A 16,598-nucleotide genomic window follows, 5' to 3' on the forward strand; every position below is an offset into this window, starting at 1 on the left:
GCTCATGCCTCGGCCGCTCCGTGCATGGCGTAGAAACGCGCGATCACGGCCTCGATGGCCATGCCTTCAAGGCGCAGGTCTTCCACCGGATGCTCGGCCGCAATGCGCGCGATCAGGGCCGGTGCCGTGGTCACGGCGGGGTCGAAGTCAAGCACCAATGTCTGGCCGTCTCGCGATTGCACGGTGGCCCCCGGCACCTGCGTGGGCAGCGTGGCGCCTTGCGCAAAATCGACCACCAGCCGGCGCTCGGCCATCACCTGCGCGCGCAGCGCCTCGACGGGGCTGTCGGCCAGCACGCGGCCATGGCCAATGACGATCACGCGCCGCGCGAGCGCCTCGATGTCGTGCATGTCGTGCGTGGTCAGCAGCACGGTGGTGCCGCGCTCGCGGTTGGCGCGCCGCACGAAGTCGCGCACCGCCAGCTTCGACGGCGCATCGAGGCCGATGGTCGGCTCGTCGAGAAAAAGAATGTCGGGCTCGTGCAGCAGCGCAGCCGCGATTTCCGCGCGCATGCGCTGGCCCAGCGACAGTTGCCGCACCGGCTGGTCGAGCACGCGCTCCAGGTTCAGCAGCGCGACCAGTTCGTCGCGCGTGCGGCGGTAGCGCTGCGGGTCGACGCGGTAGATGTCGCGCAGCAGGTCGAAGCCGTCGCCCACGGGCAGGTCCCACCACAGTTGCGTGCGCTGGCCGAACACCACGCCGATGCGCCCGACGTGCCGCTCGCGATCCTTGAAGGGGTCGTGGCCGTCGATCTCCACGCGGCCGCCATCGGGCCGCAGGATGCCCGAAAGGATCTTGATGGTGGTGGACTTGCCCGCGCCGTTCGGCCCGATAAGGCCCAGCAGTTCGCCGCGCTCGAGCGAGAAAGACACGCCCGACAGCGCCTCCACCGTGCGATGGCGGCGCTGCACGAGCCCGCGCAGCGCGCCCATCACGCCGGGGTCGCGCTCGGAGATGCGGTAGGTCTTGCGGAGTTGGTCGACGAGGATGTGAGGCATGGCGTGCGCCGCGCCGGCCTTCTTGAATGAATGTGGAATGCGCGGCGGGGGCGGGATGCTACACGAAACGACAAAAGCCGCCCGGTACGATCACGGCCCCTTCAGAGATTCCTTGCCATGCCCGCGTCGTCCTCCCTGCCTTCCTCGCCGAACCACCTGCTGCCGCTGACCCGATGGGCCGCGCCGGCACGCAGCGCGCTCATTGGCGTGTTCACCGACATCGACGACACGCTGACCACCGACGGCGCGATCACGCCCGATGCGCTGCAGGCGCTGGCCGATCTGAAAACGGCGGGCTTGGCCGTGGTGGCCATCACGGGCAGGCCGGTCGGCTGGAGCCTGCCGTTCGTGAACACCTGGCCGGTCGATGCCATCGTGGCCGAAAACGGCGCGGTTGCGCTGCTGCCCACAGCCGGCGGACAGGTCGAGAAGCGCTACCAGCAAGACGCCGCCACCCGCGCCACCCACTTCGCGCGCATGCAGGCCGTGCTGGCGCGCATCGAGCGCGAGGTTCCCGGTGCCGCGCGCGCCACCGACTCGCCCGGCCGCGAAACCGACATCGCCATCGACCACAGCGAGTTCGTGCAGTTGAGCGAAGAAACCATCGCGCAGGTCGTGGCGCTGATGCGCAGCGAAGGCATGCACGCCACGGTGAGCAGCATCCACATCAACGGCTGGTACGGCGACAACGACAAGCTCGAAGGCGCGCGCTGGATCGTGCGCGAGCTCTGGGGTCGCACGCTCGACGACGAGATGGACCGCTGGGCCTACGTGGGCGATTCCACCAATGACCAGCTGATGTTTCGCAGCTTCGCCAGCAGCATCGGCGTGGCGAACGTCGCGCGCTTCGTGCCGCACCTGGAACACCTGCCGCGCTACGTGACGGCGGGCGAGCGTGGCGCGGGCTTTGCCGAAGTGGCGCGCGCGATCCTCTCGGCCCGCCTTACCCGTTGACCGGCAGGCGATTGCGCCGCAGCACGGCCCACTGGCCCCACGCACCCACGACGGCAATCACGATCAGCACGGCCGCATAGCCTTCCACCGTTGCCAGCAGGCCGAGCGGCTTGACGAGGAAGCCCGCCAGCATCGCCGGCAGGCTGAACGCGAGATAGCTCACCACGAAGATCGCCGCGAACAGCTCGCCGCGCTCATGCGATTGCGCCAGGGGCGCGAGCGTCTGCACCAGCGCCGAGAACGCACCGCCGAAGCCGACGCCCGCCACCGCGGTGCCGACGAAGAACAGCGCGAGCGAACGCGTGGCCAGCGACACCAGCAGCAGCGCAATGCCCAGCGCGATGCTCGCCATGCCGACGATGGCCGGCCGGGGCGCCGCAAGGCGGCCGAGCAGCGTGGGGGCGATCGCGCCCACGCCCGAGAGCACCGCCACGGTAAGGCCGTTGACCACGCCGTTGTCGATGTCGAACACGTGCAGCATCAGCGAAGGCGCGAGCGACAGAAACAGCCCGCCCAGCGCCCACACCACCACGAACACCGGCAACCCGCGCGCGAACTCGGCGCGCGCCTTCACGGGAATCGACACCCGCGGCACCAGCGAAGCCAGCGCGCCGGCACGCGGCGTGACCGTCTCGGGCATCCACGACACCACCACTGCGCCGGCCGCGAACACGGCCACCAGCGCGCCGAACACCAGCACCACCGGCAGGCCCGTGAACTTGACGGCCATGCCCGTCAGCAAGGCGCCGACCGCGAGCCCGGCCAGCGGCGAGACGCTGGTGATCAGCGCGCCCAACCGCTTGCGCGAGGCCGGCGCAGCCTCGACCACGGCCGCGCTCAACGCGCCGCTCGCCACGCCCGTGGCAATGCCCTGCACGACGCGCGCAACGATCAGCCCGCCGATGTCGTGCGCCCACAGGAAGAGCCCCATCGCCACCGCCTGCAGCACCAGCGCAGCCAGCACCACGGGCCGCCGGCCGATGTGGTCCGACAGCGAGCCCGCCACCAGCAACGAGATCAGCAGCGCAATCGCGTAGACCGCAAAGGCCACCGTGAGCATCGACGACGAAAAGCCCCAGGCATGCTGGAACACCACGAACAACGGCGACGGCGCGGCGGCCGCGAAGAAGAACGCGAAGAGCACCGCGGCCAGCAACGGAAAGGCCACGCCGGCCGGCAGGCGCCGGGGCTTGGCGCGGGCGGCGACCGCAGCGGTGACAACAGCCAGTTCGGGGCAATTGGATGGCATGGCAGATCCTTAACGCAACTTTTTTAGCTTTTGCGATTCTAGACCTGCATCCCTTCTAAAGCAAATATCTTTGCGTTAAAGTCCAAACATGAACGACGTTGCCCTTCCCAACAAGCGCCCTGGCGGCCGCAGTGCACAGGTTCAGACGCTGGTGCGCACCGCCCTCGAAGAGCTGGTGGCCGAACAGGGGCGCGAGCGCGTCACCGTGCCGGCCGTGGCCGAGCGCGCGGGTGTGAGCGCGTCCAGCATCTACCGTCGTTGGGGCGATCTGGCGGGGCTGCTGGCCGAAACGGCCACGCACAAGCTGGACCCGAACCGGCCGCTGCCCGACACCGGCGCACTGCGCAAAGACCTCGAGACCTGGGCACGAGAACTCATCGTGCACCTCTCGCACCCGTGCAACACCTCGCTGCTGAAAGCCGCGGCCGCACTGGCCAACGGCGGCTCGGACACCGACTGTTTGCGCAACCGCCGCAAGGAAGCGCTCGCACTGGTCGAACAGGCGCGTGCTCGCGGAGAACGCGCGCCAGCGCCTGAGCAGGTGATCGACCACCTGATCGCGCCCATCGTTTTTCGTCTGGTGTTCGGCGGCGATCCGGTGAAGCCGGCGCTGGCGAGGCGGCTGGTGGACGAACTGTTCGCGATCAGTTCGTCTTGACTTCCTTCGCCAGCCCGAGCGTCTCGATCACGGCCTTCTCGCGCACCACCGTGTCCTGCGCGAACTTGGTGTACGTCGCCGAGCTCATGTAGTTCGGCAGCATGTCGTAGCGGCCCAGCGAGGCCACGTAGCTCGGCTCTTCCATCGCCTGCTTGAAGGCGTCGTGCAGCTTCTTCACCACCTCGGGCGGCGTGCCCTTGGGGGCGCCGATGCCGAAGGGCGAGTTCTGCACCACGTCGTAACCCAGCTCCTTCAGCGTGGGCGCATCGGGGAACTTGGCCAGGCGCTTGTCGCCCCAGGTGTTCAGCACGCGCAGCTTGCCCGCCTCGACCTGCGGCGCGAAGCCGGTGCTGTCGGCCGCTGCCATCAGCTGGCCGCTGACCAACGCGAGCATCAGGTCGGCGCTGCCCTTGTAGGGCACGTGCTGCAGCTCGATGCCGGCCTTCTGCGCCACGATCTCGGTCGTCAGGTGCGGGCTGGTCAGCGTGCCGGTCGAGCCGTAGGTGAGCTTGCCGGGGTTGGCCTTGGCATAGGCAACGAAGTCGGCCCAGGTCTTGAACGGGCTGTTGGCCGGCACCACGATGCCGAAGGCGTAGCCCGTCACGTTCAGCACGTAGGTGATGTCCTTGAGCGGGTCCCAGTTGATCTTGGTGGTGTAGCCCAGGCGGAACACGCCGAGCGGGATCTGCGCGACGGTGTAGCCGTCGGGCTGCGAGGTCTGCAGCGCCTGCGCGGGCAGCGTGCCGCCGGCACCGGGCTTGTTGTCGATGATGACGGGCTGGCCGAGGATCTTGCTCGCGTTGTCGGACAGCTGGCGCATCGTGATGTCGGTCGGGCCGCCTGCCGGGAAGGCAATGACCAGCTTGATGGGCTTGGCGGGAAAGCCCTGCGCAAGTGCCGCCAGTGAAGAAGCGAAGCCGCACGCGGCGAGCGTGGCGGCACGAAGGAATGATGAGCGGCGGAGCATGGCTGACTGGATCCTGACTTTGGAAAGCGCCGATTGGGCCCCGCCCGGTGGGCGAAGGCAATCGGGGCTCCCCTGATTTCCTGGGGAAATCAGGGCCATTCGGGCCGCCGGCGGCGCGCTTGCGTCAGCACGAACCGTGGCTATGCCTGCTCGAACCCCTGGAGCACGTTGACCGCGTTGATGCCGACCTCTTCCACCGCGTAGCCGCCCTCGAACACGAACACCGTCGGCAGGCCGGCGCGCGCCAGGTCTTCGCCCATGCGCAGGTAGTCGTCGCTCTTGAGCTTGAAGCCGGAGATCGGGTCGCCCTCGAAGGTGTCGACGCCGAGCGAGACCACGAGCGCGCCCGCCTTCACCTCTGCGATGCGATCGAGCGCGGTCTTCAGCGCGACGCGCCAGACCGTGAAATCGGTGCCGCGCGGCAGCGGCAGGTTGTGGTTGAAGCCTTCGCCCGTTCCGGCACCGCGCTCGTCGGCATGGCCGAGGTAGTACGGGTAGTCGGTCAGCGGATCGCCGTGCAGGCTGGCGAAGTGCACATCGCTGCGGTCGTAGAAGATGGCCTGCGTGCCGTTGCCGTGGTGGTAGTCCACGTCGAGCACGGCCACACGCGCCACGCCCGCATCGCGCAGCGCCTGCGCCGCGACGGCCGCGTTGTTGACGAAGCAGTAGCCGCCGAAAAAGTCGGCCCCCGCATGGTGGCCCGGCGGCCGCGTGAGCGCGAAGGCCGCGCGTTCGCCACCGATGACGCGTTGCGCCGCCGTCCACGCACAGGCCGCACCGTGGCGCGCGGCCGCCCAGCTGCCGGCCATCAACGGCGTGCCCGCATCGAACGAGAACAGCCCCAGGCGCGCCGGAAAGCTCTTCGGCAACACGTCGCTGCGCATGCCGCGCGTGGGCCAGTACGAGGGCAAGGCATCGCGCGACACGTTGGCCGGATCGAGCGCCACCCATTCCTCCCAGGCGTGCGCGACGAAGTCGAGGTAGCGCGGCGCATGCACCTTGGCGAGCAATGCGTCATCGAAGGCATCGGGCGCCTGCAGCACGCCGAGCTTGCGGCGCTCCAGCTCCTGCCTCACGTGGTCGACGCGCGCGGGCACCTCGAAGCACGGCACGAGTTCGCCGCGGAACATTTCGACTTTGCCCTGATGAAGCGAATGCCGGTCGTTGTAGATGGTGAGCATGAAGAAGAAAGGCGTGATCGACGATGCCGCAGATCATGCCGCACGCCGCAGCACCGCCCGGCGCCGGCCCGAGGCCGTGAGGCCGAACAGGTCCTTCGGGTCGTCCAGCTCGGGCACCAGCGCGATCTGCTGGCCGATGCCACGTTCGCTGGCAATGCGCTGGATGTAGCGCAGCGCGGTGTAGTCCTCGAGCGCGAAGCCGACCGAGTCGAACAGCGTGACCTGCCCCGCGCTCTCGCGGCCCGGCACTTCGCCGAGCAGCACGCGCCACAGCTCGTGCACCGGGAAGTCGGCGGGCAGCTGCTGGATCTCGCCTTCGACGCGGGTCTGCGGCTCGTACTCGACGAACACACGCGCCCGGCGCAGCACGTCGGGATGCAGCTCGGTCTTGTCCGGCGAGTCGCCGCCCACGGCATTGATGTGCATGCCGGGCTCGATCATGTCGGGCGTGAGCACGGTCGCGCGGCCCTGGTAGGCGGTGATGGTGGTGACGATGTCGGCCCCGCGCACCGCCTCGGCCACGGAGCGCGCACGCACGATCTCCAGTGGCGTGCAGGCCGACAGGTGGCGCACCAGCTTGTCGGTGGCGTGCGGGTCGGAGTCGAACACGCGCACTTCCTCGATGCCCAGCAGCGCATGGAAGGCCAGCGCCTGGAACTCGCTTTGCGAGCCGTTGCCGATCAGCGCCAGGCTGCGCGAATCGGGCCGGGCCAGCGCCTGCGCCGCCATGGCCGAGGTGGCGGCGGTGCGCAAGGCGGTGGTGAGCGTGAGCTCCGACAGCAGCACGGGGTAGCCGGTATCGACCTCGGCCAGCACGCCGAAGGCCATGACGGTCGGCAGCCCGACCTGGGTGTTGTGCGGGTGCCCATTGACGTACTTGAAGGCGTAGGCGCCATCGTCGGCCACCGGCATCAGCTCGATCACGCCCAGGTGCGAATGGCTGGCCACGCGCGCCTTCTTGTCGAACTCTCGCCAGCGCATGAAGTCGTCGCGCAATGCGTCGGCCAGGGCTTCCAGGAATTGGGGAACGCCGGTCTCGTCCACCAGGCGGACCAGGCTGTGAACATCGATGAAGCGGGTCATGGCATGGCTCCTTGCGTAGCCCCGACGCGGCGCTTCATCCCATCGCATGTTCACTCCACCATGGCTGATTCAGGATGCGCCTGCGCCAAGGGTTGGAGCCATTGTGCGCCGGTTTCCACAACCTTGGCGAGCCCCTCGAAAGGCCTATGCGTTCAGGTGAAAAGGCGCGTTGGCGAAGAGCTGCACGCCATGCAGCAGCGCGTCTTCGTCGAAGTCGAAATGCGGATGGTGATGCGGATGCACGATGCCCTTGGCACTGCTGCGCGCGCCCACGAAGACATAGGCGCCCGGCGCATGCTTGAGGAAGGCGCTGAAGTCTTCGCTGTTCGGCAACGGCTTGATCGCGTGGAGCGCCGCCGTGGCAACGCCCTGCCGCACCACCTCGCGCATGCGCCCGGCCACCGCCGCATCGTTGACCACCGGGCTGTAGCCGCGGATGTATTCGAGCGTGCACTGCGCGCCGTGCGCCGCCGCCACGCCGTTGGCGATGCGCTCGACCAGCGCGGGCACCTGTTCGCGCACCTGTTCGCTGAAGCAGCGCACCGAGCCCCAGAGCTCGACCGCATCGGGAATCACGTTGAAGGCGCTGCCACCGTCGAACCGCGTGACCGAGAGAATCAGCGCCTCGTGGGGATCGGTGTTGCGCGAGACGATCGACTGCAGGTTGCCGACGATCTGCGCGCCGATCATGATCGGATCGATGCAGCGGTCGGGGTTGGCCGCATGGCCACCACGGCCGCGCAGGCGCAGCACGAAGCGGTCGGAGCTGGCCAGCGCCGGGCCGTCGAGCACGGCGATGTGGCCGGTGTCGAGCGTCGACATCACATGGGCCGAGATGATCTGGTCGACGCCCTGCATCACGCCCGCATTCACCATTTCCTGGGCACCGCCGGGGTGCTGTTCTTCAGCGTGCTGGAAGAAGAAGCGAACCTCGCCCGGCACCTGCGCGCGCAGGCCGGCCAGCAGGCGGGCGGCGCCCAGCAGCATCGCCGCGTGGCCATCGTGGCCGCAGGCGTGCATGACGTTGGCATTGCGCGAGGCGTAGTCGCAGCTTTTCTGGTCCTGCAGCGGCAGCGCGTCGATGTCAGCGCGCATGGCCAGCGTGCGCCCTGCCCGGCCGCCGGCCAGGCGCGCCACGAGGCTTGTCGATGTGGGGCGCGTGACCTCGAGCCCTTCGATGGCCGCGAGTTCGCGTTCGAGGAAATCGGCGGTGTCCACCTCCTTGAACGACAGCTCCGGATGCCGGTGCAGGTGGCGCCGCCACGCGACGACCTCGGCGTGCTGGCGCTGCGATTGCGCGTCGATGATTTCGGCGACGCCGGCGTGGGACATATCGGTTTCTTGGGTTGCGGTCATGGCGGTACTCATTCGGGGCTGATGCCGGCGGCTTGCACGATGCGGCGGTTGCGCGCCAGCCCGCTTTCGATCTGCGCACGGAATGCCTCGGGCGAGCTGCCGACGGCCTCCACGCCCAGCTCCTTCATGCGCGCCAGCAGCGCCGGGTCGCGCAGCGCCGCCACAGCCGCGTCGTGCAGCTTCTTCTGGATGGCGGGCGGCGTCTTCGCGGGTGCCACGAGGCCGAACCACGTCATGGCGAGTTCGTTGAGGTCGGGCTGGCCCAGCTCCTTGAGCGTAGGCACCGAAGGCAATGCATCCAGCCGCCGCTGGGCACCGACTGCGAAGGGCAGCAGCTTGCCGCTTTTGATGTACGAGGCCGACGAGGGGTACTGGTCGCTGGAGACCTGCGTCTCGCCCGCGAGCGCCGCCGTCAGCGCGGGCCCCATGCCGCGGTAGGGAATGTGGCGCAGCTTGAACTTGAGGTCGGTGTTCATCGCCTCGATCAGCAGGTGGCTGATCGAACCCGGGCCCGACGAGCCCATGTTGTAGTTGTCGGGCTTGGCACGCACCTCGGCCACGACCTGTTGGAAGCTGCGCCCCGGAAACGACGGATGCACCATGAACACGGCCGGCACGGTGGCCAGCACGGTGATCGGCGCCAGGTCCTTGAGCGGGTCGACGCGGTTCGCCTTGAGCATGACCGGGTTCACCGTCAGCGTGCTCACGGTGCCGATGCCGATGGTGTAGCCGTCGGCGTCGGCCCGGCTCACGGCTTCGGAGCCGATCATGCCGCCGCCACCAGCCCGGTTGTCCACGATCACCGGCTGCCCCAGCGTGGCCTGCATCCTGTCGGCCACGAGGCGGGCCACCAGGTCGGTGGAGCCACCTGGCGCGAACGGAACGACCAGCTTGATGGGGCGCTGCGGATAGCTGTCCTGCGCGAAGACCGGCGCACCGGCCGAGAACGCGAGAAGCCCCAGGAGGGATGAAAAGGCCGCAAGCCGACGTCGCGAAAACTGCATGGCGTTTCTCTGTGGGAGCGAAAAGTGGGTCGGATTATGTTGACGGCATCGATAGGCATCCAATAGATTCATTGCCCAACCCATAAGCAGAACCAATACCCTCGATGCCCACGGTCACGCCCGCTTCGTCCGTTCTTTACGCCCGCCTGCTCGCCAAGGGACGGCTGCGCCATCTGCAGTTGCTGGTATCGATCGCCGACTCGGGTGGCGTCCGGCGCGCGGCCGAGCAGATCGGCATGAGCCAGCCGGCGGCAACGCAGGCGCTCGGCGACATCGAGGAACTGCTCGGCACGCCGCTCTTCGAGCGCCATGTGCGCGGCATGCGGCTCACGTCCGCCGGCCGCGCGGTGGTTCCCATGGCCCGCAATACGTTGAGCGCACTGCGCGCCTCCGCCGACACCGTGCACGCGCTGCAGGCGGGCGCAAGCGGCGTGCTGCGCGTGGGCGCGATTCCCGCCGCGGCGTCGGGCCTACTGTGCCGCATGCTGCCCGCGTTCGGCGCGCGCCATCCGGACCTGCGCATCGAAGTGCTGGAGGCGCCCGGCGAGCAGTTGCAGGCGGACGTGATGTCGGGCCGCGTCGACCTGGCGCTGTGCCGGCGTCCCGCTGAAACGCCCGTGGCCCCCTTCGCGTTCGCGCCGCTCGCACCCGACGTGCCGTGGATCGTCGCGGGCCGGCGCCATCCGCTGGTGCGCGAGCCGCGGCCCACGCTCGACGACCTGCGCGCCGCGCGCTGGACGCTGCCGGTTCAGGGACTGGGCGTGCGCGATGTGTTCGATGCGCTGTTCGCTCCCGGCGCGCCGGCACCCGCGCTGCATCCGATCTCGACCACCTCGCTGCCGCTGGTGCTGGAGATCCTGCGCCGCGAGCGCGTGCTGTCGCTGATACCGCGCAGCCTGATCGAGCCCTTCGTGCAGTGGGGGCTGATCGCGCGCGTTGCCTTCGAGCTGCACAGTGAGTTCGAGGGCATCGGCGTGCTGCAGGGCCCGCAGAGCGACAGCCCCGCAGTAACGGCCTGCCTCGAAGCCTTGCGCGAGGCGGTTCAGGCGCCCGTCGCCTGAACCGCGTGCCCGGCCTTCAGGGCCGGCTGCAGGTCAGCGCGCGAGCACCGGCGCCAGTGCCACGCCGGTGTGCGTGCCCAGTCGCACCACTTCTTCGGGCGGTGCCGCCGCCACGATGCGCCCGCCGGCGTTGCCGCCTTCGGGACCGAGGTCGATGATCCAGTCGGCCTCGGCGATCACGTCGAGGTCGTGCTCGATCACGACCACGCTGTGGCCGCCGTTCACCAGCCGGTGCAGTACGTGGATCAGCTTTTCGACGTCGGCCATGTGCAGGCCCACGGTCGGCTCGTCGAGCACGTAGAGCGTGTGCGGCGCCTTCTGGCCACGGCGCGTGATGTCGTCGCGCACCTTGCTCAGTTCGGTCACTAGCTTGATGCGCTGCGCTTCGCCGCCCGAGAGCGTGGGCGAGGGCTGGCCGAGCGTGAGGTAGCCCAGCCCCACGTCCTTCAGCAGCTGCAGCGGATGGCTGATGTTGGGCATGCTCGCGAAGAACTCGACGGCTTCGTCGACTTCCATCTTCAGCACGTCGCCGATGCTCTTGCCGCGCCAGCTCACGGCCAGCGTCTCGGGGTTGAAGCGCGCACCGTGGCAGACCTCGCAGGGCACCTTCACGTCGGGCAGGAAGCTCATCTCGATGGTGCGAACGCCGGCGCCCTCGCAACCCGGGCAACGGCCTTCGCCGGTGTTGAAGCTGAAGCGCGCCGGGCCGTAGCCGCGCGCCTTGGCTTCGAGCGTGTCGGCGAACAGCTTGCGGATGGTGTCCCAGAAGCCGATGTAGGTCGCGGGGCAACTGCGCGGCGTCTTGCCGATGGGGGTCTGGTCGACTTCGAGCACGCGGTCGATGACCTCGTAGCCATCGACGCCGCTGCAGCCGGCCCAGGCCGGGCGCTTGCCGGCGGCATCGGCATCGCGGCCGGCCTTGGTCATGCGCTGCACGACGATGCCCTGCACGTTGGCCAGCAGCACGTCGCGCGCGAGCGTGGACTTGCCCGAGCCGCTGACGCCGGTGACCACCACGAGGCGGTGCAGCGGGAGCGTGGCGGTGATGTCCTGCAGGTTGTGCAGGTCGGCGCCGTGCACGGTGAGCCATGCGTTGGCGTTTGCCTCCTGACTTGCTCCCTCCCCCGCTGGGGGAGGGTTGGGGTGGGGGCTTGCGGCGCTCGCACGTCCGGCAGCCTTCTTGGAAGCCGTCGCGCCCCCTCCCCGGCCCTCCAGAGAAACCAGACGCCGCGTCTGCAACGGATGCCTGATCGCATCGCGCAGATACCGCCCCGTCTGCGAATCGCCCGCCTTCTCGATGTCCGCCACCGAGCCTTCGGCCACCAGCCGCCCGCCGCGCTTGCCCGCGCTCGGACCGATGTCGATGATGTGATCGGCGCGGCGAATCGTGTCTTCATCGTGCTCCACGACCACCAGCGTGTTGCCCTTGTCGCCGAGCTTGTGCAGCGCGTTCAGCAGGATCTGGTTGTCGCGCGCATGCAGGCCGATGGTCGGCTCGTCGAGCACGTAGCACACGCCCTGCAGGTTGCTGCCGAGCTGCGCCGCCAGGCGGATGCGCTGGGCCTCGCCGCCGCTCAACGTGGGCGCGCCACGGTCGAGCGTGAGGTAGCCCAGGCCCACCTCTTCGAGGAATTCGAGGCGGCTCTTGATCTCGGGCACCAGGTCGCGCGCGATCTCCGCTTCGCGGCCCTTGAGGTCCAGCCCCTCGAACCACTGCCGCACCTCGGTCACGCTCATGCGCGCCAGTTCGGTGATGCCGATGCCGCCGCTGCCGTCCGCCGGCGAAGCACCGAAGCTCACCGCGCGTGCCGTGGCATTGAGCCGCGTGCCTTCGCAGGTCGGGCACACCACGTCGGCCAGGTCTTCGACCTCGGGCTCGGCAAAGGTCTGCTCGCGGCCCTTGTTGTCGTCGTCGCGGATGGAGTCGTCGAAGACCTTGCGCTGGTCCTTGCTGAGCTTGACGCCGGTGCCCACGCAGTCGGGGCACCAGCCGTGCTTGCTGTTGTAGCTGAACAGGCGCGGGTCGAGCTCGGCATAGCTGGTGCTGCACACCGGGCAGGCGCGCAGCGTCGAGAACACCTGCACGCGGCCGATGCCTGCGGCCGACACGCCGGCCATCATCGCGGCGCGCAGGCCGTCGAGATCGCTCAGCACATGCACCACGCCCTTGCCGTGTTCGAGCGCCCGGGTCAGCGCCTCGCGCAGCTCGTTCTCTTTAGAGGGCAGCACGTCAAGGCTGGCCACCGGCAGCTCGATGCTGTGTTCCTTGAAGCGGTCGATGCGCGGGAAGCCCGTGGTCGGCAGGAAGTCGCCATCGACGCGCAGGTGGGTGAAGCCGCGCGGCCGTGCCCAGTCGGCCAGCTCGGTGTACACGCCCTTGCGGTTGCTCACCAGCGGCGCGAGCAGGCCGATGTGCTGGCCCTTGAAGTTGCGCATGAGTTGCGCCGCGATGCTGTCGGGCGTCTGCGGCTGCACGGCCGCGCCATCGTGAATGCAATGCTGGATGCCCAGCTTCACATACAGCAGGCGCAGGAAGTGCCACACCTCGGTGGTGGTGCCCACCGTGCTCTTGCGGCCGCCGCGCGACAAACGCTGCTCGATGGCCACGGTCGGCGGAATGCCGTAGACCGCGTCGACCTCGGGCCGCCCCGCCGGCTGCACGATGCTGCGCGCATAGGCGTTGAGCGATTCGAGGTATCGGCGCTGGCCTTCATTGAAAAGAATGTCGAAGGCCAGCGTCGACTTGCCCGAGCCGCTCACGCCCGTGACCACGCTGAACTTGCCGCGTGGAATGTCGACGCTGAGGTTCTTCAGGTTGTGCTCGCGTGCATTCACGATCTCGATCGCGGTGCCGCCGGGCGCGGTCTTGGCGTTGGCCACGTAGCGCCGTGCCGCGCGCTCGGCCACCTTGTAGGCCTCGGGGCCGATGGCGAGTTCGTAGTCGGCCAGCGCGGCGCCGGTGAGCGACGCGCGGTTCTCGCGCAGTTGCTCGGGCGTGCCCTCGGCCACCACCAGGCCACCGCCCTCGCCGCCTTCGGGGCCGAGGTCGATGCACCAGTCGCTGGCGCGGATCACGTCGAGGTTGTGCTCGATCACCACCAGCGAATGGCCGGCGTCGAGCAGCTTGCGCAGCGCGCGCATCAGGCGCGCGATGTCGTCGAAGTGCAGGCCGGTGGTCGGCTCGTCGAACAGGAACAGCGTGCCCTTGCGCGCCACCGACTGCTTGCTCGCGGTCGCGCCCTTGGCCGCTTCGGCAAGAAAGCCCGCGAGCTTCAGGCGCTGCGCCTCGCCGCCCGAGAGCGTGGGCACGGGCTGGCCGAGCTTGACGTAGTCCAGGCCCACATCGGAGATGGGTTGCAGCACGCGTAGCACGTCGCGGTCGGCCTCGAACACGGCGGCCGCTTCGGCCACGGTGAGGTCGAGCACGTCGGCCACGTTGTAGCTCTTGCCCTTGCGCTCCACGGGCACTTCGAGGATCTCGGGGCGGTAGCGCTTGCCGTCGCAGTCGGGGCAGCGCAGGTACACGTCGGACAGGAACTGCATCTCGACGTGCTCGAAGCCCGAGCCGCCGCAGGTCGGGCAGCGCCCGTCGCCGGAGTTGAAGCTGAACTTGCTCGCGGTGTAGCCGCGCTGGCGCGACAGTGCGGCGGTGGCGAAGATTTCGCGGATGGCATCCCATGCGCCCACGTAGCTCGCGGGGTTGGAGCGCGCGGTCTTGCCGATGGGCGACTGGTCGACAAAGACCACGTCGCCCAGGTGATCGGCGCCGAGCAGGCGGTCGTGCGCGCCCGGCGTTTCGGTGGCCTTGCCGAAGTGGCGCATGAGCGCGGGCGCCAGCACGTCCTGAATGAGCGTGGACTTGCCCGAGCCGCTCACGCCGGTCACGCACACGAGGCGCGCGAGCGGAAACTCGACGGTGATGTTCCGCAGGTTGTGCTCGCGCACGCCTTCCAGGATGAGCCGGTGCGTGTTCTCGCTCACCAGCCGCTTGAAGCCCATGCCGATCTTCTTGCGCCCGCCCAGGTACTGGCCGGTGAGCGTGTCGGCATCGCGCAGCAGGTCGGTGGTGCCGTCGAACACGATCTGCCCGCCGCGAATGCCGGGGCCGGGGCCCATGTCGATCACGCGGTCGGCCGCGAGCATGACGGCCGGGTCGTGCTCGACCACCACCAGCGTGTTGCCCGCATCGCGCAGGCGCAGCATGGCCTCGGTGATGCGGTTCATGTCGCGCGGGTGCAGGCCGATGCTGGGCTCGTCGAGCACGAAGAGCGTGTTGACGAGCGAGGTGCCCAGCGCGGTCGTGAGGTTGATGCGCTGCACTTCGCCGCCACTCAGCGTGCGGCTCTGGCGGTCGAGCGTGAGGTAGCCGATGCCGACGTCGTGCAGGTAGCGCAGCCGGGTGGTGATTTCTTCGAACAGCAGCTTGAGCGCCTGCGCCTCCCCTTGTCTTGCTCCTTCCCCCTCTGGGGGAAGGTGGGGATGGGGGCTCGCGGCCTCGGCAGAAGCAGCCGGGCTTGCAAGCGCCGCCTGCCCCCACCCCAGCCCTCCCCCAGCGGGGGAGGGAGCCATGCCCTGGCCCATGCGATCGAAGAACTTTCGCAGCCGCTCGATCGGCAACAGCATCAGGTCGTGCAGGCACAAGCCCGGCAGCGCTTCAAGCTGCGCGCGCGTCCACTTCACCCCTGTCGGCATGAAGCGCTTCTCGGGCGGCAGCACCGCATCCGCGTCTTCCTTGCTGCCGATGCGCCAGATCAGGCTGTCGAGCTTCAGGCGCGCGCCGCTGCAGGTCGGGCACTGCGTGTAGCTGCGGTACTTCGACAAGAGCACGCGGATGTGCATCTTGTAGGCCTTGCTCTCCAAGTAGGCGAAGAAGCGGCGCACGCCGTACCACTGCTTGTTCCAGTTGCCTTCCTTGTAGTTGGGCGTGCCCTCGATCACCCAGTGCTTCTGCTCCTCGGTGAGCTTGTTCCAGGGCGTGTCGCGCGGAACGCCAGCCGCTTCGGCGTGGCGCATCAGGTCGTCCTGCGCTTCTTTCCATGCGGGCGTCTGGATGGTCTTGATCGCGCCGGCGCGCAGCGTGAGCTTGTCGTTCGGGATCACGAGGCCCAGGTCGACGCCGATCACGCGGCCGAAGCCGCGGCAGGTGTCGCAGGCGCCGACGGCCGAGTTGAACGAGAACATCGACGGGATCGGGTCGGTGTAGCGGATATCGCTCTCTGGGCAATGCAGCCCGGTCGAGAACTTCCACACATCCGGCGGCGTCGCCTCGTCGGCCGCAAGTGCGTGCACCGTGACGCGCCCGCTGCCGCGCTTGAGCGCCACCTCGATGGCCTCGACCACGCGGGCCCGCTCGCCGCTCGACGCGCGGAAGCGGTCGGCCACCACGTCGAGCACCTTGCGCGGCCCGGTGGGCGTGGCCACCTCGCGCTCGGACTGCACGCGCGTGAAGCCGCTGGCCGACAGCCATTGCGTGACTTCGTCGGCCGTGGTGCTGGCCGGCAGCTCGACCGGGAAGGTGACCACCAGCCGCGGATCGCCCGCTGCGGCCGCGCGCTCGACGATCTGTGCATAGATGCTGTCGGGTGAATCGTGGCGCACCGGCAGCGCGGTCTCGCGGTCGAACAGGTTGGCCGCGCGTGCAAAGAGCAGCTTCAGGTGGTCGTTCAGCTCGGTCATCGTGCCGACCGTGGAGCGCGAGGAGCGCACCGGGTTGGTCTGGTCGATGGCGATGGCGGGCGGCACGCCTTCGACCTTGTCGACGGCCGGCTTGTCCATGCGGTCCAGGAACTGGCGCGCATAGGCGGAGAAGGTCTCCACATAGCGCCGCTGGCCTTCGGCATAGAGGGTGTCGAACACGAGACTCGACTTGCCCGAGCCGCTGGGCCCGGTCACCACGGTCATCTCGCCGGTGCGGATGTCGAGGTCGAGGTTCTGGAGGTTGTGCTGGCGCGCGCCGCGAATCCGGATGGAGCCCTGTGTCATGAATGCCTTGGGGGGTGGGGCAAACATTCTAGGGAGTGGTCGGTGACGTCTTCGTGCACTCCGTCACATGGTCGGTGGCTGCGCAGGGGTTTGTCTGTATGGCAT

The 16,598-nt window shown here is 68.8% G+C and carries 11 protein-coding genes; 3 read left to right on the forward strand and 8 right to left on the reverse strand.

What is annotated here, in order from left to right; all coding sequences use genetic code 11:
• Window positions 1-2: 2 nt before the first annotated feature.
• The gene (locus ACGLHS_RS11715; protein WP_394479731.1) at window positions 3-998 is read right to left on the reverse strand and encodes an ATP-binding cassette domain-containing protein; all 996 of its coding nucleotides are present in this window, start codon (window positions 996-998) and stop codon (window positions 3-5) included.
• 117 nt (window positions 999-1,115) lie between these two features.
• Between ACGLHS_RS11715 and ACGLHS_RS11720 the strand changes: the two genes are divergently transcribed.
• Entirely contained in the window at window positions 1,116-1,952 is an 837-nt protein-coding gene (locus tag ACGLHS_RS11720) for an HAD-IIB family hydrolase (RefSeq protein ID WP_394479733.1), read from the forward strand.
• On the opposite strand, the gene ACGLHS_RS11725 is transcribed toward ACGLHS_RS11720, so the two are convergent.
• Window positions 1,942-3,201 carry an MFS transporter gene (locus tag ACGLHS_RS11725; protein ID WP_394479735.1) on the reverse strand — a complete coding sequence of 420 codons (1,260 nt, stop codon included), beginning with the start codon at window positions 3,199-3,201 and terminating at the stop codon, window positions 1,942-1,944. The two genes, ACGLHS_RS11720 and ACGLHS_RS11725, sit on opposite strands and share 11 nt — an antisense overlap.
• Before the next feature lie 88 nt (window positions 3,202-3,289).
• Here ACGLHS_RS11725 and ACGLHS_RS11730 point away from each other — a divergent pair, with 88 nt between their 5' ends.
• Window positions 3,290-3,859, forward strand: a complete 570-nt coding sequence (locus tag ACGLHS_RS11730) for a TetR/AcrR family transcriptional regulator (RefSeq protein ID WP_394479737.1) — start codon at window positions 3,290-3,292, stop codon at window positions 3,857-3,859.
• Here ACGLHS_RS11730 and ACGLHS_RS11735 read toward each other — a convergent pair.
• The 5 genes from ACGLHS_RS11735 to ACGLHS_RS11755 all read right to left on the reverse strand — a co-directional run bounded on the left by ACGLHS_RS11735 (window position 3,846) and on the right by ACGLHS_RS11755 (window position 9,450).
• Entirely contained in the window at window positions 3,846-4,826 is a 981-nt protein-coding gene (locus ACGLHS_RS11735) for a Bug family tripartite tricarboxylate transporter substrate binding protein (RefSeq protein ID WP_394479739.1), read from the reverse strand. The genes ACGLHS_RS11730 and ACGLHS_RS11735 overlap by 14 nt on opposite strands.
• A gap of 140 nt (window positions 4,827-4,966) precedes the next feature.
• Window positions 4,967-6,007, reverse strand: a complete 1,041-nt coding sequence (locus ACGLHS_RS11740; RefSeq protein WP_394479741.1) for a histone deacetylase family protein — start codon at window positions 6,005-6,007, stop codon at window positions 4,967-4,969.
• Window positions 6,008-6,040: 33 nt separating this feature from the next.
• The gene (locus tag ACGLHS_RS11745) at window positions 6,041-7,090 is read right to left on the reverse strand and encodes an ornithine cyclodeaminase (protein WP_394479743.1); all 1,050 of its coding nucleotides are present in this window, start codon (window positions 7,088-7,090) and stop codon (window positions 6,041-6,043) included.
• A 144-nt stretch (window positions 7,091-7,234) separates the two neighbouring features.
• Window positions 7,235-8,446, reverse strand: a complete 1,212-nt coding sequence (locus ACGLHS_RS11750; protein ID WP_394479745.1) for an amidohydrolase — start codon at window positions 8,444-8,446, stop codon at window positions 7,235-7,237.
• Between the two features lie 8 nt (window positions 8,447-8,454).
• Window positions 8,455-9,450 carry a tripartite tricarboxylate transporter substrate binding protein gene (locus tag ACGLHS_RS11755; RefSeq protein WP_093246586.1) on the reverse strand — a complete coding sequence of 332 codons (996 nt, stop codon included), beginning with the start codon at window positions 9,448-9,450 and terminating at the stop codon, window positions 8,455-8,457.
• A gap of 104 nt (window positions 9,451-9,554) precedes the next feature.
• Between ACGLHS_RS11755 and ACGLHS_RS11760 the strand changes: the two genes are divergently transcribed.
• Window positions 9,555-10,511, forward strand: a complete 957-nt coding sequence (locus ACGLHS_RS11760; protein WP_394479747.1) for a LysR family transcriptional regulator — start codon at window positions 9,555-9,557, stop codon at window positions 10,509-10,511.
• A gap of 33 nt (window positions 10,512-10,544) precedes the next feature.
• On the opposite strand, the gene uvrA is transcribed toward ACGLHS_RS11760, so the two are convergent.
• Complete coding sequence (gene uvrA, locus ACGLHS_RS11765; protein WP_394479749.1) at window positions 10,545-16,493, reverse strand: excinuclease ABC subunit UvrA; 5,949 nt, start codon at window positions 16,491-16,493, stop codon at window positions 10,545-10,547.
• Between the last annotated feature and the right edge of the window lie 105 nt (window positions 16,494-16,598).

Source organism: Variovorax sp. VaC1 (assembly GCF_043658315.1).
Taxonomy (GTDB): Bacteria; Pseudomonadota; Gammaproteobacteria; order Burkholderiales; family Burkholderiaceae_C; genus Variovorax.